This window comes from Kitasatospora griseola, from assembly GCF_014648555.1.
Taxonomy (GTDB): Bacteria; Actinomycetota; Actinomycetes; order Streptomycetales; family Streptomycetaceae; genus Kitasatospora; species Kitasatospora griseola.
The window spans coordinates 41,544-61,025 of the sequence record NZ_BMRI01000028.1; the positions used below are offsets into that span (position 1 = coordinate 41,544).

Here is a 19,482-nt window from a genome sequence, read left to right on the forward strand (position 1 = left end):
GGGCCGCGGTCGCCGAAGCCGCCCGTGGCATCGAAGAACTCGACGCCCGCTGCGAGGAGTTGACCCACCGGTTCGCCGAGGCGCAGCAGCACCGTCGCGAGCTCGCCGCCGAGGTCGAGGAGTTGGCCGCACAGCGCCGACAGGGCGAGAAGCGGCGCGCCGAACTCGCCGGAGCGCTCGGCCGTTCGGGCGGCGCGGCGCGTGCCGCCGCCGGCGAGGCCGAACGCACCGCCACCGCCGCCGCCAAGGCCGAGAGCGGCCTCGCCGAGGCCCGGACCGCCGCCGACGAACTCGCCGAACGCCTCGCCACCGCCGAGGAGTCGGCCGACAACGGCGAGGACGAACCCGACAGCGCCGAACGCGACCGGCTGGCCGCCTCCGGGACGACCGCCCGGCAGACCGAGATGGAAGCCCGGCTCGCCGTCCGCACCCACGAGGAACGGGTCCGCGGACTCGCCGGCCGCGCCGACCAGTTGGACCGCGCCGCCCGCACCGAGCGCGAAGCCCGGGCCCGCGCCGCCGAACGCCGCGCCCGCGCCCGCCGGGAAGCCGCCGTCGCCGGAGCCGTCGCCACCGCCGCCCGCCAACTGCTCGGCCGGATCGAGGAGACCCTGGCCACCGCCGAGGCCGAACGCGCCGCCGTCGAGGCCGACCGGGCCACCCGCGAGAGCGAGCTCCGCCAGTTCCGCGAACACGGCCGCGAACTCCAGGCCGAACTCGACCGGCTGGTCGACGCCGGGCACCGCGACGAGGTGCTGCGCGCCGAGAAACGGCTCCGGATCGAGCAGTTGGAGGCCAAGGCGCTGGAGGAGTTCGGCATCGAGGGCGCCGAACTGCTCGCCGACTACGGCCCCGACCGGCCCGTCCCCGCGCCGCCGGCCGAGGACGGCCAGGAACCGGGGGAGCCCCGGCCGTACGTCCGGGCGGAGCTGGAGAAGCGGCTCAAGGCCGCCGAACGCGCCTACCAACAGCTAGGCAAGGTCAACCCGCTCGCGCTGGAGGAGTTCGCCGCACTGGAGGCCCGCCACCAGTTCCTCGGCGAGCAGCTCGACGACCTGCGCAAGAGCCGCCGCGACCTGCTCGACATCGTCCGCGACGTCGACGTCCGGGTCGAGCAGTTGTTCACCGCCGCCTACCAGGACACCGCCGCCCAGTTCGAAGGCGTCTTCGCCCGGCTGTTCCCCGGCGGCGAGGGCCGACTCGTCCTCACCGACCCGGAGAACATGCTCGCCACCGGCGTCGAGGTCGAGGCCCGCCCGCCCGGAAAGAAGGTCAAGCGGCTCTCGCTGCTCTCCGGCGGCGAGCGCTCGCTGACCGCCGTGGCACTGCTGGTGGCGATCTTCAAGGCGCGGCCCAGTCCGTTCTACGTCATGGACGAGGTCGAGGCCGCGCTCGACGAGACCAATCTGCGCAGACTGATCGCGATCATGGAAGAACTGCGGGAGAGTTCCCAGCTGATCGTCATCACCCACCAGAAGCTCACCATGGAATCCGCCGACGCCCTGTACGGCGTGACCATGAAGGGCGACGGCATCTCCCAGGTGATCAGCCAGCGCCTGCGGATGCCCGAGAAAGGCACGGCAGCACAGGACGGAAAGGCTGGAGCCCGCACAACCAGGGCCGGCGCAGGCGCTAAGTGATACTGGACGGGTTATGGAATACGTGATCCTTGCCGTTGTCATCGCGGTGGTCGCCATCGGCGCGATCACCGGACTCGTCGTTTCCGGCAGACGACGCAAAGAGCTGGACCGGCCGAGCCAGACCCCGACGATCACCGCGCCGCCCGCGGCCGACCGGCCGAGCGCGCCCACCAAGCCGACCGAGGGGGCCGCCGAGCCCACCGCGCCGCCGGCCACCGCCGCTCCCGAGACCGAGGCCCCCGAGGCCGAGGCTCCCGAGACCGTCGAGGCGGGGGCCGGCGAGGCCGGGACCGCCGCGGCGCCGGCGGCCGAGCAGCCCGTCGAGGAAGTGCGGATCGAGGAGGCGGAGGCCGCCCCCGCGATCGAGGTCCCCGAACCCACCGCCGGACGCCTGGTGCGGCTGCGCTCGCGGCTCTCCCGCTCGCAGTCCACGCTCGGCAAGGGCCTGCTCACCCTGCTCTCCCGCGACCGCCTCGACGAGGACACCTGGGAGGAGATCGAGGAGACCCTCCTCACCGCCGACGTCGGCGTCGGCGCCACCCAGGAACTCGTCGACAACCTGCGCACCCGGGTCAAGGTGCTCGGCACCCGCACCCCCGACGAGCTCCGCGGGCTGCTCCGCGAAGAGCTGATCAAGCTGATCGGCCCAGAGCTGGACCGCACCGTGCACTCCGTCAAGACCGACGGCGGCCCTGCCGTGGTCCTGGTGGTCGGCGTCAACGGCGTCGGCAAGACCACCACCACCGGCAAGCTCGCCCGCGTCCTCGTCGCCGACGGCCGCAAGGTCGTGCTCGGCGCCGCCGACACCTTCCGTGCCGCCGCCGCCGACCAGCTCCAGACCTGGGGCGAGCGGGTCGGCGCGCACACCGTCCGCGGCCCCGAGGGCGGCGACCCGGCCTCCGTCGCGTTCGACGCCGTCAAGCAGGGCATCGCCGACGGCGTCGACACCGTCCTGGTGGACACCGCCGGCCGCCTGCACACCAAGACCGGCCTGATGGACGAACTCGGCAAGGTCAAGCGGGTCGTCGAGAAGCACGGCCCGGTCGACGAGGTCCTGCTCGTCCTCGACGCCACCACCGGCCAGAACGGCCTGGTGCAGGCTCGGGTGTTCGCCGAGGTCGTCGACATCACCGGCATCGTGCTCACCAAGCTCGACGGCACCGCGAAGGGCGGCATCGTGATCTCGGTGCAGCGCGAACTCGGCGTGCCCGTCAAGCTGATCGGCCTCGGCGAAGGCGCGGACGACCTCGCGCCGTTCGAGCCGGGGGCGTTCGTGGACGCGCTGCTGGGCTAGCCGCCGGCCTGTTACGTCAGCAAGGTCCGTTCCGGGAGATGTTCCCCCGGGACGGACCTTGCGCCATGTGCAGGCTCGCTCGCCCCGGGTTCTCACCCGGCGAGGGAGGTCTCCCGGTCGCGGGTGCGGTGGCAGGCGTAGGCGAGGGTGCCCAGCAGGAGTCGGGCCTCCGGGGGGTGGTTGTCCGCGGTGGGGCGGCGCAGCCATCGCATCGGGCCCAGGGCGCCGAGGGAGACCGGCGGGGCGGCCAGGTAGGAGCCGAGGCCGTGGCAGGCGAGGTCGAGCGAGGCGTCGTCCCAGCCCATCCGGTAGAGCAGGTCGGGGAGGTGCTCGGCGGTGCGCGGGGCGACGAAGAACAGCAGGCGGCCGGTGGGGGAGGCGAGGACGGGGCCGACCTGGGTGCCCATGCGTTCCAGCCGGACCAGGGCCTGCAAGCCGGGCTGGGCCGGAACGTCCAGGACGTCGAACTGGTGGCCGGTGGGGAGCAGCAGCGGCGCATCCGCCGGACATCGCGCGGCGAGCTCCTCGGCACTGGCGCCGGGGGCGATCGGCAGGCCGACCTGCTGGTGCAGGTTGGGGGCGGCGCAGAGCGGGACGGCGCATTCGCAGCGGAGCGAGGTGTGCGGTGGTGGGCTGCCGGCGGCGAGCGTCCAACCCCAGCGCTCGGAGTACTCGGTGGCGGTCTGGAACGGGGTGGGTCGGGTGCGGCGACGACCGCCGACGAGTCGCAGGGTGCCGAACAGCTTGTCCATGCCTCCCCCAACAGGTTCCGGTCGCCGGTGGTTACGGGATGGTGACGGTGCGTCGCCCGGGGGGCGTGTGGCGCGTGGTGCGCCGGAGGCGCGCGCGGACCGGCGCACACCGATTCGGGTGGCGCGGGCGAGCAGGAACCTTGCACCCGCGCTCCGGATGCCGGATCGTCGTTGCCGCACGCGTGCCTCCGTCGGGATTCCGGGCATGTGCCGGGGTCATGCCGAGCTGACCGGGCTGACACACAGTGAAGCGCGGCTCCGCGCCCGGTAGTTCACTCGTGGGGGTGGCGAATGGTGGCGTTTCCCGGACGTTGCTCCCTCGGATGGCGGAGGGACGCTACGTTCTGGATACGGAATGCAGCCGGCCGGTCACAGCGGTCTGCGAAATGACGAGTCGTCAAGGCGAGCGGGAGCCCCGGGTCGGGGCGGGATGGGGACGGTCCCATGGGTGAGAAGCAGCCGAACGAGAAGCTGGGCTCCTGGTTCACGCGCAGTGGTTGGTCGAAGGGCGAGTTGGCGCGCCAGGTGAACCGCCGGGCGCGGCAGATCGGCGCGCACCACGTCTCCACGGACACCTCGCGGGTGCGCCGATGGCTGGACGGCGAGCAGCCACGCGAGCCGATCCCGAAGATCATGTCGGAGCTGTTCTCCGAGCGCTTCGGCTCGGTGGTGTCGATCGAGGACCTCGGCCTGCGCACCGCCGTCCCGGTGACCACCGTCGGCAGCGGAGTGGACCTGCCGTGGAGCCCGCAGCAGACGGTGCAGGCGATCAGCGAGTACTCGCGCAGCGACCTGATGCTCAACCGCCGCGGCTTCCTGGGCACTTCACTGGCACTGACGGCCGGCGCGGCGCTCATCGAGCCGATGCAGCGCTGGCTGACGCCGGGCCCGAACGGCGAGCCCACCCCGATCCTGGCGGCGGCCAACGGCGGCGAGCAGTTCTCCGGGCGGCTGTCCGAGCCGGAGATGCAGCTGCTGGAGCAGACCACCGAGATGTTCCGGAAGTGGGACGCCCAGAACGGCGGCGGCCTGCGCCGCAAGGCCGTGGTGGGCCAGCTCCACGAGGTCACCGACCTGCTGCAGGAGACCTACCCCGAGACCACCACCAAGCGGCTGTTCCGGCTCACCGCCGAACTCGCCCACCTGGCCGGCTTCATGTCGTACGACGTGGGCATGCACCCGAGCGCGCAGAAGTACTACGTGCTGGCGCTGCACGCCGCCAAGGAGGCCGGGGACCGGCCGTTCGGCGCGCACGTGCTGACCGACATGTGCCGGCAGATGATCCACCTGAACCGCGGTGAGGACGCGCTGGAGCTGATCCACCTGGCCCAGTACGGCAGCCGGGACACCGCCAGCAGCCGCCAGCAGTCACTGCTGTACGCGATGGAGGCCCGCGCGTACGCCACCATCGGCGAGGTCAACCGCTGCGCCCGGGCGATCCGGCTCTCGGAGGACACCTTCAGCGACATCAACTCCGGCGAGGAGGCGCCGACCTGGCTGAAGTTCTTCTCGACGGCCGAGCTCAACGCGGAGAACGGGCACTCCTACCGCGACCTGGCGTACACCTCGGACCGGACGGCCGCGATGGCCAAGGCCGCCGAGCCGATGATCACCAAGGCGGTCGACCTGTTCCGGAAGGACGGCGACCACGTCCGCACCTACGCGTTCAACCTGGTCGGCATGGCCTCGGTCCGGCTGCTGCAGCGCGAGCCGGAGGAGGCCGCGGAGTACTGCGAGGCGGCGGTGGACATCGCCCGCAAGGTGCGTTCCGAGCGGCTGAACACCCGGGTCCGCAAGACCTCCGAGGCGGCCACCCGGGACTTCCGCGGCGTGCCCGGGGTGGACCGGCTCGCCGAGCGGGTGGTCCAGGACATCCCGGAGTTCGTCTCGGTGGTCTGACGGTTCGCCGCCCGTGGTTCACGCGCCCGTAACGGGCGCGTCGACCACGTCACTGTGGTGAAACACCGGGTCTCATCGGCGGAAACCCGGCTTCGGCACGCTCCTCCCAAGGCCGACATGCCGGGACAGGCACACGTCCCGGCATGGAGCGGCCTCCACAGCGGAGGAGACGCCGATGCCGGACGGATTCAGCGCGGGCGACACCGCCTTCGTGTTCATCAGTGCGGCCCTGGTCATGGTGATGACCCCGGGCCTGGCCTTCTTCTACGGGGGCATGGTCAGGGTCCGGAGCACCCTCAACATGCTCGCCATGAGTTTCGTCTCGCTGGCGATCGTCAGCGTGCTCTGGGTGCTCTACGGGTACTCGCTGGCCTTCGGGCCGGACGCCGGGGCCGGGCTGATCGGCAACCTCGACTTCGTCGGCCTGCGCGGCATCGGCCTGAACTCGCTCAGCGGCAGCATCCCGGTCACCGCGTTCGTCGCGTTCCAGCTGATGTTCGCGATCATCACCCCGGCGCTGATCAGCGGCGCGATCGCGGACCGGGCCAGGTTCGCGTCCTGGAGCCTGTTCGTGGCGCTCTGGGTGACGATCGTCTACTTCCCGGTCGCGCACTGGGTGTTCTTCTTCGACGGCGGGCACGGCGGCTGGCTCGGCGACCGCAACGGCGTGATCGACTTCGCCGGCGGCACCGCCGTGCACATCAACGCCGGTGCGGCGGGACTGGCCCTGGCGCTGGTGCTGGGCCGGCGGATCGGGTTCCGCCGGGACCCGATGCGCCCGCACAGCCTGCCGCTGGTGATGCTCGGCTCCGGCCTGCTGTGGTTCGGCTGGTTCGGCTTCAACGCGGGCTCGGCGCTGGCCGCCAACGGCGTCGCCGGGATGGCGTTCCTGAACACCCAGGTCGCCACGGGCGCCGCGATGCTCGGCTGGCTGGCGTACGAGCGGCTGCGGCACGGCGCCTTCACCACCCTCGGCGCGGCGTCCGGCGCGGTCGCCGGGCTGGTCGCCATCACCCCCGCCTGCGGCTCGGTGTCGCCGCTCGGCGCGATCGCGATCGGCCTGGTCGCGGGCGCGGTGTGCGCCGCCGCGATCAGCCTCAAGTACCGCTTCGGGCTCGACGATTCGCTCGACGTGGTGGGCGTCCACCTGGTCGGCGGCGTGATCGGCTCGCTGCTGATCGGCCTGTTCGCCACCGGCCACGTCGGCCAGAGCGCGGCCGGACTGTTCTACGGCGGCGGCTTCGGACAGCTCGGCCGGCAGGTGCTCGGCGTGGCCGCCGTGCTGGCGTACTCGTTCGTGCTCTCCTGGCTGCTGGGCACGGCGATCCAGCGGACCATCGGCTTCCGGGTCACCGAGGACGTCGAGCTGTCCGGCATCGACCAGGCCGAGCACGCCGAGTCCGCCTACGACTTCACCGCCGTCGGGGCCGGCCAGGCCCGCACCGCCCCCAGTTTCACCACCGCCACCGCCGAGAAGACCGAGGTCGACGCCCGATGAAGCTCATCACCGCCGTCATCAAGCCGCACCGCCTGGACGAGGTCAAGGACGCCCTGCAGGCGTTCGGGGTGCACGGGCTGACCGTCACCGAGGCCAGCGGGTACGGCCGGCAGCGCGGCCACACCGAGGTCTACCGGGGCGCCGAGTACACCGTCGACCTGGTGCCCAAGGTCCGGGTGGACATACTCGTCGAGGACGAGGACGCCGAGCAGGTGATCGAGGTGGTGGTCCGGGCCGCCCGCACCGGGAAGATCGGCGACGGCAAGGTCTGGTCGGTCCCGGTGGAGACCGTGGTGCGGGTCCGGACCGGCGAACGCGGCCCCGACGCGCTCTGACCGTGACGACCGACCCCGGAGACCGCGGCCACCTCGCCGCCCGCGCCCGGCTGTTGGCGGACCCCGGCCCCGCCCGCACCGGTCGCGAGCGGCGCACCGCGCTCGCCCGGCTCACCGACGACTGGCTGACCGGGCTGTACCGGGCGGCCGGCGCGCCCGCCGGCACCGCCCTGGTCGCGGTCGGCGGCTACGGCCGCGGCGCGCTCTCCCCGCGCAGCGACCTGGACGTGCTGCTGCTGCACGACGGCCCGCTCGCCCCCGAGGTCGCCGAGCGGATCTGGTACCCCGTCTGGGACAGCGGCGTCGCCCTCGACCACGCCGTCCGCACCCCCGTCGGGGCCCGCAAGGTCGCCGCCGCGGACCTCCGGGCCGGCCTCGGCCTGCTGGACGCCCGTCACCTGGCCGGCGACGCCCGGCTGACCGCCGACCTGCGCACCCGGGTGCTCGCCGACTGGCGCGCCGCCGCCCCCGACCGGCTGCCCGAACTGCGGGCCCTCGGCCGGGCCCGGGCCGAACGCCACGGCGAACTGTCCTTCCTGCTGGAACCCGACCTGAAGGAGGCCCGCGGCGGCCTGCGCGACCTGGTCGCGCTCGACGCGGTCGCCGCCAGCTGGCTCGCCGACGCCCCCCGCGACGGCCTGGACGCCGCCGCCACCACCCTCGCCGACGTCCGCGACGCCCTGCACCTGACCACCGGCCGGGCCACCGACCGGCTCACCCTGCAGGACCAGGACCAGGTCGCCGAACGGCTCGGCCTGCCCGACGCCGACACCCTGCTGCGCCAGGTCTACCGGGCCGCCCGCACCGTCGCCTACGCCTCCGACGTCACCTGGCGGGCCGTCGACCGGGTGCTCGCGGCCCGCAGCCGGCGCGGCCGCCCCTTCCGGATGACCCGGCGAGCCGCGCCCGCCGAACGCCGCCCGCTGGCCGAGGGCGTGGTCGAACAGGACGGCGAGGCGGTGCTCGCCCGGGCCGCCCGGCCCGCCGCCGACCCGGTGCTGCCGCTGCGCGCCGCCGCCGCGGCCGCCCAGGCCGGGCTGCCCGTCGGCCATGCCACGGTGCGCCGACTGGCCGCCGAGACCGGACCGCTGCCGGTGCCGTGGCCCGACGAGGCCCGGGACCGGCTGGTCGGACTGCTCGGCGCCGGCGAGGCCTGCCTGCCGGTGTGGGAGGCACTGGACGCCGAGGGGCTGATCGGCCGGCTGCTGCCCGACTGGGAGCAGGTCCGCTGCCGCCCGCAGCGCAACGCCGTGCACCGCTGGACCGTCGACCGGCACCTGATCGAGACCGCGGTGCGGGCCGCCGCGCTGACCCGGCGCACCGGCCGCCCCGACCTGCTGCTGGTCGCCGCCCTGCTGCACGACCTCGGCAAGGGCCGGCCCGGCGACCACTCGGAGACCGGCGAGCTGATCGTCCGCGAGCTGGCCGCCCGGATGGGCTTCGACAAGCCCGACACCGACACCCTGGCGCTGCTGGTGCGCCACCACCTGACGCTGGTGGACACCGCCACCCGCCGCGACCCCGACGACCCGGCCACCGCCGACCTGATCGCCGGGATCGTCGGCAACCGGACCCACCTGGAACTGCTGCACGCGCTCACCGAGGCCGACGCCACCGCGACCGGTCCCGCCGCCTGGTCCGCCTGGCGGGCCTCGCTGGTCGACCAGCTGGTCGCCCGCACGGCCGCTCGGCTGACCGGCTCGCCGCCGGCTGCCGGCGACGGCCCGGGCAACGACGCCCCGAGCGCCGATGGTCCTACGGTCGAGCAGGAGCGCCTCGCGGTGGAGGCGGCCCGCACCGGCGGCCCCGCGCTGGCCCTGCGCGCCGAACTCGCGGCCGACGGCACCGAGTCCGTCGGCGTCGAGCTCACCCTTGCCGTCCCCGACCGCCCCGGCCTGCTCGGCACCGTGGCCGGCGTGCTGGCCCTGCACCGCCTTACCGTCCGCAAGGCCGGCCTGCGCGAACTCGACCCGGTCGGCACCGGCCCCGTCCTGCTGCTCGGCTGGACGGTGGCCGCCGAGTACGGCGACGTCCCCGAGGCGGCCCGGCTGCGGGCCGACCTGCGCCGCGCCCTGGACGGCTCGCTCGACGTGACCCGCAGGCTCGCCGAGCGCGACGCCGCCGCCCCGCGCCGGCCCGGCATCCGCACCCCGCCGCCGGTGGTCGCCGTCGCCCCCGGCACCGCGTCCCGTTCGGCGACCGTGCTGGAGGTGCGCGCCCACGACGCCCCCGGCCTGCTGCACCGGATCGGCCGTGCCCTGGACACCGCGGGCGTACGGGTCCGCACCGCGCACGTGTCCACCCTCGGCGCGGAGGCCGTGGACGCGTTCTACCTGACCGCCGAGGACGGCCGACCGCTGACGCCGGAGCGCGCGCAGCAGGTGGCACGGGCCGTGCGGGACGCCCTGGGGACCGGCTGACGACCCGTTCATGCAGGGGCGCAGACCGTCCACCGGGCGTACGGCTACCCTTGGGGGCGACGACAGTACCCGTACTCGATGCCGCAAGGGACCCGCGACCGACGTGTTCGACACTCTCTCCGACCGCCTCGCAGCGACGTTCAAGAACCTCCGGGGCAAGGGCCGTCTCAGCGAGGCGGACATCGACGCCACCGCGCGCGAGATCCGGATCGCCCTGCTGGAGGCGGACGTCGCGCTCCCCGTGGTCCGCGCCTTCATCAAGCAGGTCAAGGACCGCGCCCTCGGCTCCGAGGTCTCCGGCGCGCTGAACCCCGCCCAGCAGATCATCAAGATCGTCAACGAGGAGCTCATCGGCATCCTCGGTGGCGAGACCCGCCGCCTCCGGTACGCCAAGACCGGCCCGACAGTGATCATGCTGGCCGGTCTCCAGGGCGCCGGTAAGACCACCCTGGCCGGAAAGCTCGGCCACTGGCTGAAGGCCCAGAAGCACACCCCGCTGCTGGTCGCCTGCGACCTCCAGCGCCCCAACGCCGTCACCCAGCTCGGCGTCGTCGCGGAGCGGGCCGGCGTCGCGTTCTACGGCCCGCAGCCGGGCAACGGCGTCGGCGACCCGGTGCAGGTCGCCCGCGACTCCATCGAGTACGCCAAGCAGAAGCAGTACGACGTGGTCATCGTCGACACTGCCGGCCGCCTCGGCATCGACGCCGAACTGATGCAGCAGGCCGCGGACATCCGCGCCGCGGTCAACCCGGACGAGGTCCTGTTCGTGGTCGACGCCATGGTCGGCCAGGACGCGGTCACCACCGCGCAGGCCTTCCTCGAAGGCGTCGACTTCACCGGCGTGGTGCTCTCCAAGCTCGACGGCGACGCCCGCGGCGGCGCCGCGCTCTCCGTCGCGCACGTCACCGGCCGCCAGATCATGTTCGCCTCCAACGGCGAGAAGGTCGACGACTTCGACGCCTTCCACCCCGACCGGATGGCCTCGCGCATCCTCGGCATGGGCGACGTCCTCTCGCTGATCGAGAAGGCCGAGCAGACCTTCTCGCAGGCCGAGGCCGAGAAGATGGCCGCCAAGCTGCAGGGCGGCGGCAAGGAGTTCACGCTCGACGACTTCCTGTCGCAGCTGGAGCAGGTCCAGAAGATGGGCTCGATCTCCAAGCTGCTCGGCATGCTCCCCGGCATGGGCCAGATCCGGGACCAGATCAACAACATCGACGACAAGGACGTCAACCGCGTCGGCGCGATCATCAAGTCGATGACCCCGGCCGAGCGCACCGACCCGAAGCTGATCAACGGCTCGCGCCGCCTGCGCATCGCCAAGGGCGCCGGCGTCCAGGTCGGCGAGGTCTCCAGCCTGGTCGAGCGGTTCTTCGACGCCCGCAAGATGATGTCCGCGATGGCCTCCGGCAAGGGAATCCCCGGCATGCCCGGCATCCCCGGCATGGGTGGCGGCGGCAAGCGCTCCGGCAAGAAGGCCCCCGTGGCCAAGGGCAAGCGCAAGAGCGGCAACCCGCTCAAGCGGGCCCAGGAGGAGGCGGCCGCGGCCGAGCGCAAGGCGCTCGGGCCGGGCCAGGGCGGCGGCAACGCGTTCGGCCTCCCGCCGGGCAAGGGTCCGTCGGACTTCGAGCTCCCCAAGGAGTTCAAGGACCTGCTGTAAGGCGGGTTCGGCTGCGAAGCCGCAGGGGCGGGGAGACCCGCGCCTGCGGCTTCGCACGTGCACGGGTTTCGCACCCGTCGGCTGTCGCCCCTGTTTGCGCTCGTCCTGCGCCATGATGGCTGGCATGCGCGTAACGATCCGAGCCCCCCGCCCCGATGACGTCGTCCCCTACGCCGAGGCGGTGCGGCGTTCCGCCGAGCACATCGGGCGGTGGAATCCGGTGGAGCCGGACGGGTTGCCGGATCTGTTGAGCCGTCAGGGGGTGGGTCTGCGGACGTTCCTGATCTTCGATCGGGAGAGCGGCGGGCTGGTCGGCAAGTGCAATGTGGCGAACATCGTGATGGCCCGGTTCCGCAACGGCGTGCTGGGCTACGACTCGTACGTGCCGTTCGACGGGACGGGTCGGATGTCGGAGGGCATGCGGCTGGTGGTGGAGCGGTGCTTCCTGTCGGCCGAGCAGGGCGGGCTGGGATTGCACCGGTTGGAGATCAACGTGCAGCCGGACAACGAGCGTTCGGTGGCGATGGCGCGCCGGCTGGGCTTCCGGCACGAGGGGTTCACGCCGCGGATGCTGTTCCTGCAGGACGCGTGGCGCGATCACGAGCGGTTCGCGCTGACGGCGGAGGAGTGGCCGACGCCCGTGCGCTGACGGGCGTCGGCGTTGCGCACCGATCGGCGGCCGGAACGTCCGTATTGTCCGACGGGTGAGCAACCCCGTGCCGCCGCGTCAGACCCCCGACCAGCCCTGGCGGTCCGAGGGGGCGCCGCCGCCCGCGCCGCCGAAGAAGAAGATGCCGGGCGGCTGGACGGGCCTGATCCTCACCGCGCTGGTGGTGTTCCTGCTGTCCGACCTGCTGCTGAGCTTCTTCGGCGGCGGCGGGTCGACCACGATCTCGTACACCGAGTTCAGCAAGCAGCTCAACAGCGACAACATCGCCAAGATCTACTCCAAGGGCGACTCCATCGAGGGCAACCTGCGGAACAAGCAGCCCAAGCCGGACGGCGGCAAGGGCGACTACACCGAATTCACCACCCAGCGCCCGGCGTTCGCCACCGACCCGCTCTGGGCGACCCTGCAGTCGCACAACGTCGAGGTGACCGCCCGCCCGGTGGTGCAACAGCGCAGTTTCCTGGCCAACCTGCTGATCTCGCTCGCCCCGATGCTGCTGCTGATCGCGGTCTGGGTGTTCCTGGCCCGCCGGATGGCCGGCGGCCTGGGCGGCGGCGCGCTCGGCCGCAAGGCCCCGCCGAAGCCGGTGGACACCAGCCAGGGCCGGCGCACCACCTTCCGGGACGTGGCCGGGATCGACGAGGTGGAGGCCGAGCTCAGCGAGGTCGTCGACTTCCTGAAGAACCCGCAGGCCTACCGCCGACTGGGTGCGAAGATGCCGCGCGGCGTCCTGCTGTCCGGCCCGCCCGGCACCGGCAAGACGCTGCTCGCCCGCGCGGTCGCCGGGGAGGCGGACGTCCCGTTCTTCTCCGCCTCGGCGTCCGAGTTCATCGAGATGATCGTCGGCGTCGGCGCCAGCCGGGTCCGCGACCTGTTCGCCGAGGCCCGCAAGGTCGCCCCCGCGATCATCTTCATCGACGAGATCGACACCATCGGCCGCCAGCGCGGCGGCGGTGGCGGCATGGGCGGCCACGACGAACGCGAGCAGACGCTCAACCAGATCCTCACCGAGATGGACGGCTTCACCGGCTCCGAGGGCGTGATCGTGATCGCCGCGACCAACCGGGCCGAGATCCTCGACCCCGCCCTGCTGCGCCCCGGCCGCTTCGACCGGCGGATCACCGTCAGCCCGCCCGACCGGGCCGGCCGCGAGCAGATCCTGCGGATCCACACCCGCGAAGTCCCGCTGGTGGAGGGCACCGACCTGGACGTCGTCGCCCGCACCACCCCCGGCATGACCGGCGCCGACCTGGCCAACCTGGTCAACGAGGCCGCGCTGCTGGCGGTCAAGCGCCAGCAGGACGCGGTCGACCAGGCGAACCTGTCCGAGGCCCTGGAGAAGGTCCAACTCGGCGCGGTGCGGCCGCTGGTGATGCCGCAGCAGGAACGCGAGCGCACCGCGTACCACGAGTCCGGGCACGCCCTGCTCGGCATGCTCCAGCCCGGCGCCGACCCCGTCCGCAAGGTCACCATCGTGCCGCGCGGCCGCGCCCTCGGCGTCACCCTCTCCACCCCCGACACCGACCGCTACTCCTACACCGAGCCCTACCTGCGCGGCCGGATCATCGGCGCGCTCGGCGGCATGGCCGCCGAACAGGTGGTGTACGGGGTGGTCACCACCGGCGCCGAGAGCGACCTCGAACAGCTCACCACCATCGCCCGCTCGATGGCCGGCCGCTGGGGCATGAGCAGCCTGGTCGGCCGGGTCACCGCCATCCCCAACGACAGCCAGGCCCCGTACGGCCTGTCCGCCGCCCCCACCACCCTGGACGCGGTCGACGAGGAGGCCCGCCGGATCGTCGCCGAATGCTGGGAGGAGGCGATCGTCCTGCTCAACCGGCACCGCCACCGCCTCGACGCCCTCGCCACCGCCCTGTTGGAGGCCGAGACGCTGGACGAGGAGGCCGCGTACGCCGCCGCCGGGCTCAGTCGCGAGTAGCGTCCGCCGGCCGGACGCCCGCCACCCAGCGGAACTCGTCCACCATCCGCACCGAGCCGTCCGGGCGCAGGAACGGATGCAGTGCCTCCTCCAACTCCTTCGCCACCAGCGCCGCTCCGGCCCGCTGCTCGGCCCGGTCGAACAGGCCGGTGGCCAGCAGCCCGCGGACCGCCGAGTCCACCTCGGCGTACGCGAACGGGCAGACCACCCGGCCGGCGGCGGACGGGCGCAGGCCGGCGGCGACCAGCAGCGACTCCGGCGTCCCTGCGGCAGGTTCCTCCGCGGGGGCGTGCCGGCGCGCCACCTCCAGCACCGCGGTGCTCTCGCAGCGCTCCGCCGGGCCCCGGGCCGCCAGCACCAGCAGCCCGCCGGGGAGTGTGCGCTGCGCCGACCAGGCGACCAGCGCGGGCGTCGGCGGCTGCTCGAAGACCGTCACCAGGGAGTGCGCCGGCCGGGGGACGGAGTGCGCCGAACGGGCGAGGCTCCCACCGGGCGCCACCTGCAGCCCGCGGGCCGCCGCCAGCTCCCGCAGCTCGTCGTCCCACTCCACTCCCGCGACCTGCGCGCCGCGCCCCTGGGCGAGCAGCAGCGCCAGGCCGGACCGGCATCCCACCCCGAGCAGGCTGGTCGCCGCGCCGACCTCCAGCCGCCGGTAAACGTCCTGGTAGAGAGGGACGAGCATGCGCTCCTGGATCTCCGCCCAGTCCCGCGCCCGACCGCGCCGCTCCGCCGGACCGTCCGCCCCGGCCCGGTCCACGGTGCTGCCGGTCACCTGCGCTGAAGCCATCGCGGCCTCCCAATCGGTCCACGTCGGTCCTCGGAATCGGCTGCCCGTGCCGCAGCCCGGCACCCCCCGGCCCCTCTCAGCGAACAGCGGGTCGCCGCCGTCGTCCAGAGGGGTGCGAGCAGGCGTCCGTGCGCTGCGGGTGTGCGCCCCGGGGTGTGCGCGGGCGCGCCCCCGCCCCGTCCACGGGCCGCAGTGGGAGAAACGGATTCACGGTACGGCCGTCACGCCCCGTACCATTCGGCCCATGGCTAAGGCACCCGTTCTCACCCCCCAGGCGGAAGACTTCCCCCGCTGGTACCAGGACCTCATCAACAAGGCAGAGCTGGCCGACAACGGTCCGGTGCGGGGCACCATGGTCATCCGACCGTACGGCTACGGCCTGTGGGAGCGGATGCAGCAGGAGATGGACGCCCGGATCAAGAAGGCCGGCGCCCAGAACGCGTACTTCCCGATGTTCATCCCGCAGTCCTACCTGACCAAGGAAGCCGAGCACGTGGAGGGCTTCGCCCCCGAGCTCGCGGTGGTCACCCACGGCGGCGGCAAGGAGCTCGAGGAGCCGGTGGTCGTCCGGCCCACCTCCGAGACGATCATCAACGAGTACTTCTCCAAGTGGGTGCAGAGCCACCGCGACCTGCCGCTGCTGATCAACCAGTGGGCCAACGTGGTCCGTTGGGAGCTCCGCCCGCGCGTCTTCCTGCGCACCACCGAGTTCCTCTGGCAGGAAGGCCACACCGCCCACGCCACCTACGAGGACGCCCGCGACTACGCCTCGCGGATCCACACGGACGTCTACGGCGACTTCATGACCAACGTGCTCGGCATCGACGTGGTGCTCGGTCGCAAGACCGCCCGCGAGCGGTTCGCCGGCGCCATCAACACCCTCACGCTCGAAGGCATGATGCGCGACGGCAAGGCCCTGCAGATGGGCACCAGCCACGAGCTGGGCCAGAACTTCGCCAAGGCCTTCAACACCACCTACCAGCTCCAGGGCGCCGAGCGCGAGTTCGTCTGGCAGACCTCCTGGGGCGTCTCGACCCGCATGGTCGGCGGCCTGATCATGTCCCACGGCGACGACAACGGCCTGCGGGTTCCGCCGCGGCTGGCCGCCGTCCAGGTCGTGGTCCTGGCCATCAAGGGCGAGGACGCGGTGCTGGCCAAGGTCCGCGAGATCGGCGCCGAGCTGGAGGCCGCCGGCGTCCGGGTGGTCGTCGACGACCGCACCGACACCCCGTTCGGCCGCCGCGCCGTCGACTGGGAGCTCAAGGGCGTTCCGCTGCGCATCGAGGTCGGCCCGCGCGACCTGGAGGCCGGCACCGCGATGCTGGCCCGCCGGATCGCCGGCGGCAAGGCGCCCGTCCAGGTCGACTCCCTGGCCGCGATCGTCCCCGGCATCCTGGAGGAGGACCAGGCGCAGCTGCTGCGCGAGTCCCGCGAGCGCCGCGAGGCCCGCACCGTGGACGTCAAGACCATCGACGAGGCCGTCGAGGCCGCCGCCACCGGCTGGGGCCGGATCTCCTGGGCCGACCTCGGTCCGGAGGGCGAGGCGAAGTTGGCCGAGCAGGGCGTGTCGGTGCGCTGCCTGATCGCCGCGGACGGCACCGTGCCGGCCGCCGACGACCAGGAGGGCAACCTCGCCCTGGTCGCCCGCGCGTACTGATCCGACCACCGCGAGCGTCCCCGGGCCGCCGGCCCGGGGGCCGTGTGCGGAGAGTGATCAACGCGATGAGCTGCGGAGTGGCCGACCGGGCCCGGAACGGTCCGGGTGGAGCCCGAACCCCGGTTCGCATACTGGTAGTTGAGACTACTGCTCAGTCAACTCCCCGGAGTACCTGACAAGCGGTACGGTATACGGCCCGTGGCCCTGTCAATTTTCGGACAGGTTGCGGGCCGTCCGCCGTGGGGATGTTGGGCTCCGCGACGGGTGCCGAGAGCCTGGCGAGAGCGTCGGGCCCAAACGTGCAGGGGGTTGGTCTTGCGTCAGTTCGGAACCGCGCAATTCGCGTGCGGAAGTGCATTCCTGAGAGTTCGCTGGGAATTCCCGAACCCCGGGGTCCGGCGGAACATCGGCTCTCTCCCCATCGTTGGTACAGCGTGAGCACGACACAGCCCCTCGTCCTTGCGGCCGAACTGGCCGCCGCCTGGAGCGACATCCAGGCCCACCACCGGGACCTGCCCGACCTCGCGTCGCCCGAGGCGCTGATCGGCGAGTCCTCGTCGGCCTGCGGCACCCGCCTCAACTTCGAGCGCCTGCTGCACGAGGCCGCGCACGGCCTGGCCGCCGCCCGGGAGATCCGCGACACGTCGCGGGCCGGGCGCTACCACAACCGCCGCTTCCTGCTGCTCGCCTCCGAGCTGGGCCTGGCCCACCCGGTCGAGCCGCACGCCAGCAGCGGCTTCTCCCAGGTGACGATGGGGCACGAGACCCGCGAACGCTACGCCGAGACCATCGAGCGTCTCGACCGCGCGCTCGGGGCGCACCAGCTCGCCGTCGCCGGCGAGGGCAACCACCGCGCCTTCCGCGGACCGGCCGCCCGGCACGGTTCCTCGGGCGGCGGCGTGCGGGTCAAGGCGGTGTGCGGCTGCGGTCGCAACGTCCGCGTCGTCCCGTCGGTGCTGGCGCAGGCCTCGATCGTCTGCGGCGCCTGCCAGCAGCCGTTCAAGATCGCTTGACAGCCGTTGCCGTCGAAGAACGCTTGATCCGGATCGCGGGCGGGGGTGCCCGCGGACCGGCCGTGAGTCGACCGGCCCCTTCGGGGGGCGGTCGACACAACTTTTTCCGGGCCACTTCCGCTTTTGTGAGGTTGCCGCGGTGCGCGGCGGTTCTGCCGCTCGGCGGTTCTGTCTCGCCGCTCGGTGGTCCTGTCGGGCGGTGTCGGGCGGTGTCGGGGGGACCTCTGCGATGTGGCAGAATGGACAGCTGAGTACTCGGCAGCCATTGCAGGACCCTCTCTCCCAACGGCTGGCGTGTCCCTTGAACGGCACCTCGCGCCGCAGCCCCACGCGGCGGAGCGCTGCTCACCCACGTCAAAACTCAGGAGAACCACACCCGTGGCTGTCAAGATCAAGCTGAAGCGTCTGGGCAAGATCCGCTCCCCGCACTACCGCATCGTCGTCGCCGACTCGCGCACCAAGCGTGACGGCCGCGCGATCGAGGAGATCGGCATCTACCAGCCGACCTACAACCCCTCGAAGATCGAGGTCGACGGCGACCGCGCCCAGTACTGGCTGTCCGTCGGCGCCCAGCCGACCGAGCCGGTGCTCGCCATCCTCAAGCTGACCGGTGACTGGCAGAAGTTCAAGGGCCTGCCGGCTCCGGAGCCGCTGAAGGTCGCCGAGCCCAAGGTCGAGGACTTCTCGCACCTGTTCGCCAAGGCCGTCGCCGGCTTCGAGGACGCCACCACCGGTGTCGCCATCACCCCGAAGGCCAAGAAGTCGGACAAGGCTGACGAGGCCGAGGCCGCTTCCACCGAGGCCTGAGCATGATCGAGGAAGCCCTCGACCACCTGGTGAAGGGCATCGTCGAGCACCCCGACGAGGTGCAGGTCCGCTCGCGGAACCTGCGCCGCGGTCACACCATCGAGGTGCGGGTGCACCCCGACGACCTCGGCAAGGTGATCGGCCGGGGCGGCCGCACGGCGCGCGCACTGCGCACCGTGGTCGGCGCCCTCGGCGGTCGCAATGTCCGGGTCGACCTGGTCGATGTGGACAGCATTCGCTGACCTCCACGATCGACCGGCAACGTCAATCGACAGGTCGACCTCCGGGTTTCCGGACCGGCCGGGACGCATCCGTCCCGGCCGGTCCTTCCCGTTTTCCGGGCCCGTTCGTCTTTCAGTACCGCACCACCTCGCTTTCAGCACCCACCACCTCGCTCGCCTCACCCAGGCTCATCTCAGGAGAACGATCACCGTGCAGCTCGTCGTCGGCAAGATCGGCCGCGCCCACGGCATCCGAGGGGACGTCAGTGTCGAGGTCCGCACCGACGAGCCGGAACTGCGGCTCGGCCCCGGCGCGGTCCTCCTCACCGACCCGGCCGGCATCGGACCGCTGACCGTCGAGTCCGGCAAGGTGCACAGCGGACGCCTGCTGCTGCGCTTCGCCGGAGTCAAGGACCGCACCGCCGCCGAGGCGCTGCGCGGCACCTTCCTGATCGCCGAGGTCGACCCGGAGGAGACCCCCGACGACCCCGACGAGTACTACGACCACCAGCTGATCGGCCTGGACGTCGTCCTCACCGACGGCACTCTGATCGGCGAACTCACCGAGGTGGTCCACCTCCCGTACCAGGACCTGCTCACCGTCCTGCGCCCCGACGGCACCGAGGTGCTCATTCCGTTCGTCGAGCAGATCGTCCCCACCATCGACCTGGACGAGCAGCGCGCCGTGATCACCCCGCCGCCCGGCCTGATCGACCCCGCCGACGCGGTGGTCGTCTCGTCGCGCGGGGACGCGGGCGATGCGGATGACGTGGATGACGCGGGCGAGTCCGAGGGCTCCGAGGGCGCTGGCGACTCCGGTTCCGACGACTCCGACTCCGACTCCGATGACTCTGACGGCTCCGGCGGCTCGACCGGGGGTGCGGCGTGAGCGA

The 19,482-nt window shown here is 72.7% G+C and carries 16 protein-coding genes; 14 read left to right on the plus strand and 2 right to left on the minus strand.

Annotated features, from left to right (window positions below; genetic code table 11):
* Nucleotides 1-1,640: AAA family ATPase (locus IEZ12_RS39245; protein WP_229848136.1), on the plus strand; the 1,640-nt coding region annotated here is incomplete at its 5' end.
* A 13-nt stretch (nt 1,641-1,653) separates the two neighbouring features.
* On the plus strand, nt 1,654-2,934 hold the full coding sequence (ftsY, locus tag IEZ12_RS27495) for a signal recognition particle-docking protein FtsY (protein ID WP_189275650.1): 1,281 nt from the start codon (nt 1,654-1,656) through the stop codon (nt 2,932-2,934).
* A 92-nt stretch (nt 2,935-3,026) separates the two neighbouring features.
* Here the strand turns inward: ftsY and IEZ12_RS27500 are convergent, their stop codons facing one another.
* Nucleotides 3,027-3,686 (minus strand): bifunctional DNA primase/polymerase, encoded by a 660-nt coding sequence (locus IEZ12_RS27500; protein ID WP_189275651.1) that lies wholly within the window; start codon nt 3,684-3,686, stop codon nt 3,027-3,029.
* Between the two features lie 444 nt (nt 3,687-4,130).
* Between IEZ12_RS27500 and nsdA the strand changes: the two genes are divergently transcribed.
* From nsdA to ftsH, 7 genes are all read left to right on the plus strand, one after another.
* Nucleotides 4,131-5,585, plus strand: coding sequence for a transcriptional repressor NsdA (gene nsdA, locus IEZ12_RS27505; RefSeq protein WP_189275653.1), 1,455 nt, complete (start codon nt 4,131-4,133; stop codon nt 5,583-5,585).
* 175 nt (nt 5,586-5,760) lie between these two features.
* Entirely contained in the window at nt 5,761-7,083 is a 1,323-nt protein-coding gene (locus IEZ12_RS27510) for an ammonium transporter (RefSeq protein WP_189275655.1), read from the plus strand.
* A complete protein-coding gene (locus IEZ12_RS27515) occupies nt 7,080-7,418 on the plus strand; it encodes a P-II family nitrogen regulator (RefSeq protein WP_043916162.1) in 339 nt (112 codons plus the stop codon). The genes IEZ12_RS27510 and IEZ12_RS27515 overlap by 4 nt, the downstream gene beginning before the upstream one ends.
* Nucleotides 7,415-9,838, plus strand: a complete 2,424-nt coding sequence (locus IEZ12_RS27520; protein ID WP_189275693.1) for a [protein-PII] uridylyltransferase — start codon at nt 7,415-7,417, stop codon at nt 9,836-9,838. Before IEZ12_RS27515 ends, IEZ12_RS27520 begins: the two co-directional genes overlap by 4 nt.
* 103 nt (nt 9,839-9,941) lie before the next feature.
* Nucleotides 9,942-11,495: a signal recognition particle protein gene (gene ffh, locus IEZ12_RS27525; protein ID WP_043916164.1), complete on the plus strand. Its 1,554-nt coding sequence runs from the start codon at nt 9,942-9,944 to the stop codon at nt 11,493-11,495.
* A 124-nt stretch (nt 11,496-11,619) separates the two neighbouring features.
* Entirely contained in the window at nt 11,620-12,144 is a 525-nt protein-coding gene (locus IEZ12_RS27530) for a GNAT family N-acetyltransferase (RefSeq protein WP_229848139.1), read from the plus strand.
* 55 nt (nt 12,145-12,199) lie between these two features.
* A complete protein-coding gene (ftsH, locus tag IEZ12_RS27535; protein WP_189275657.1) occupies nt 12,200-14,104 on the plus strand; it encodes an ATP-dependent zinc metalloprotease FtsH in 1,905 nt (634 codons plus the stop codon).
* Here the strand turns inward: ftsH and IEZ12_RS27540 are convergent.
* A complete protein-coding gene (locus IEZ12_RS27540; protein WP_189275659.1) occupies nt 14,091-14,891 on the minus strand; it encodes a class I SAM-dependent methyltransferase in 801 nt (266 codons plus the stop codon). The genes ftsH and IEZ12_RS27540 overlap by 14 nt on opposite strands.
* A 244-nt stretch (nt 14,892-15,135) precedes the next feature.
* Between IEZ12_RS27540 and proS the strand changes: the two genes are divergently transcribed.
* The 5 genes from proS (at nt 15,136) to rimM (ending at nt 19,478) form a co-directional block, all read left to right on the plus strand.
* Nucleotides 15,136-16,548: a proline--tRNA ligase gene (proS, locus tag IEZ12_RS27545; RefSeq protein ID WP_189275661.1), complete on the plus strand. Its 1,413-nt coding sequence runs from the start codon at nt 15,136-15,138 to the stop codon at nt 16,546-16,548.
* A 434-nt stretch (nt 16,549-16,982) separates the two neighbouring features.
* Nucleotides 16,983-17,561, plus strand: a complete 579-nt coding sequence (locus tag IEZ12_RS27550) for a hypothetical protein (protein WP_043916169.1) — start codon at nt 16,983-16,985, stop codon at nt 17,559-17,561.
* 378 nt (nt 17,562-17,939) lie between these two features.
* On the plus strand, nt 17,940-18,368 hold the full coding sequence (gene rpsP / locus IEZ12_RS27555; protein ID WP_043916170.1) for a 30S ribosomal protein S16: 429 nt from the start codon (nt 17,940-17,942) through the stop codon (nt 18,366-18,368).
* Nucleotides 18,369-18,370: 2 nt separating this feature from the next.
* Entirely contained in the window at nt 18,371-18,610 is a 240-nt protein-coding gene (locus IEZ12_RS27560) for an RNA-binding protein (protein WP_043916171.1), read from the plus strand.
* 190 nt (nt 18,611-18,800) lie between these two features.
* A complete protein-coding gene (gene rimM / locus IEZ12_RS27565; protein WP_189275663.1) occupies nt 18,801-19,478 on the plus strand; it encodes a ribosome maturation factor RimM in 678 nt (225 codons plus the stop codon).
* The last annotated feature ends 4 nt before the right edge of the window (nt 19,479-19,482 follow it).

Bases quoted from the DNA above. Each gene is read 5' to 3' on its own strand.
- IEZ12_RS27540 (WP_189275659.1), bottom strand. From the start codon at position 14,891: ATGGCTTCAGCGCAGGTGACCGGCAGCACCGTGGACCGGGCCGGGGCG.
- IEZ12_RS27515 (WP_043916162.1), top strand. From the start codon at position 7,080: ATGAAGCTCATCACCGCCGTCATCAAGCCGCACCGCCTGGACGAGGTC.
- ftsY (WP_189275650.1), top strand. From the start codon at position 1,654: ATGGAATACGTGATCCTTGCCGTTGTCATCGCGGTGGTCGCCATCGGC.
- IEZ12_RS27560 (WP_043916171.1), top strand. From the start codon at position 18,371: ATGATCGAGGAAGCCCTCGACCACCTGGTGAAGGGCATCGTCGAGCAC.
- IEZ12_RS27500 (WP_189275651.1), bottom strand. From the start codon at position 3,686: ATGGACAAGCTGTTCGGCACCCTGCGACTCGTCGGCGGTCGTCGCCGC.
- nsdA (WP_189275653.1), top strand. From the start codon at position 4,131: ATGGGTGAGAAGCAGCCGAACGAGAAGCTGGGCTCCTGGTTCACGCGC.
- IEZ12_RS27510 (WP_189275655.1), top strand. From the start codon at position 5,761: ATGCCGGACGGATTCAGCGCGGGCGACACCGCCTTCGTGTTCATCAGT.
- proS (WP_189275661.1), top strand. From the start codon at position 15,136: ATGGCTAAGGCACCCGTTCTCACCCCCCAGGCGGAAGACTTCCCCCGC.
- IEZ12_RS27530 (WP_229848139.1), top strand. From the start codon at position 11,620: ATGCGCGTAACGATCCGAGCCCCCCGCCCCGATGACGTCGTCCCCTAC.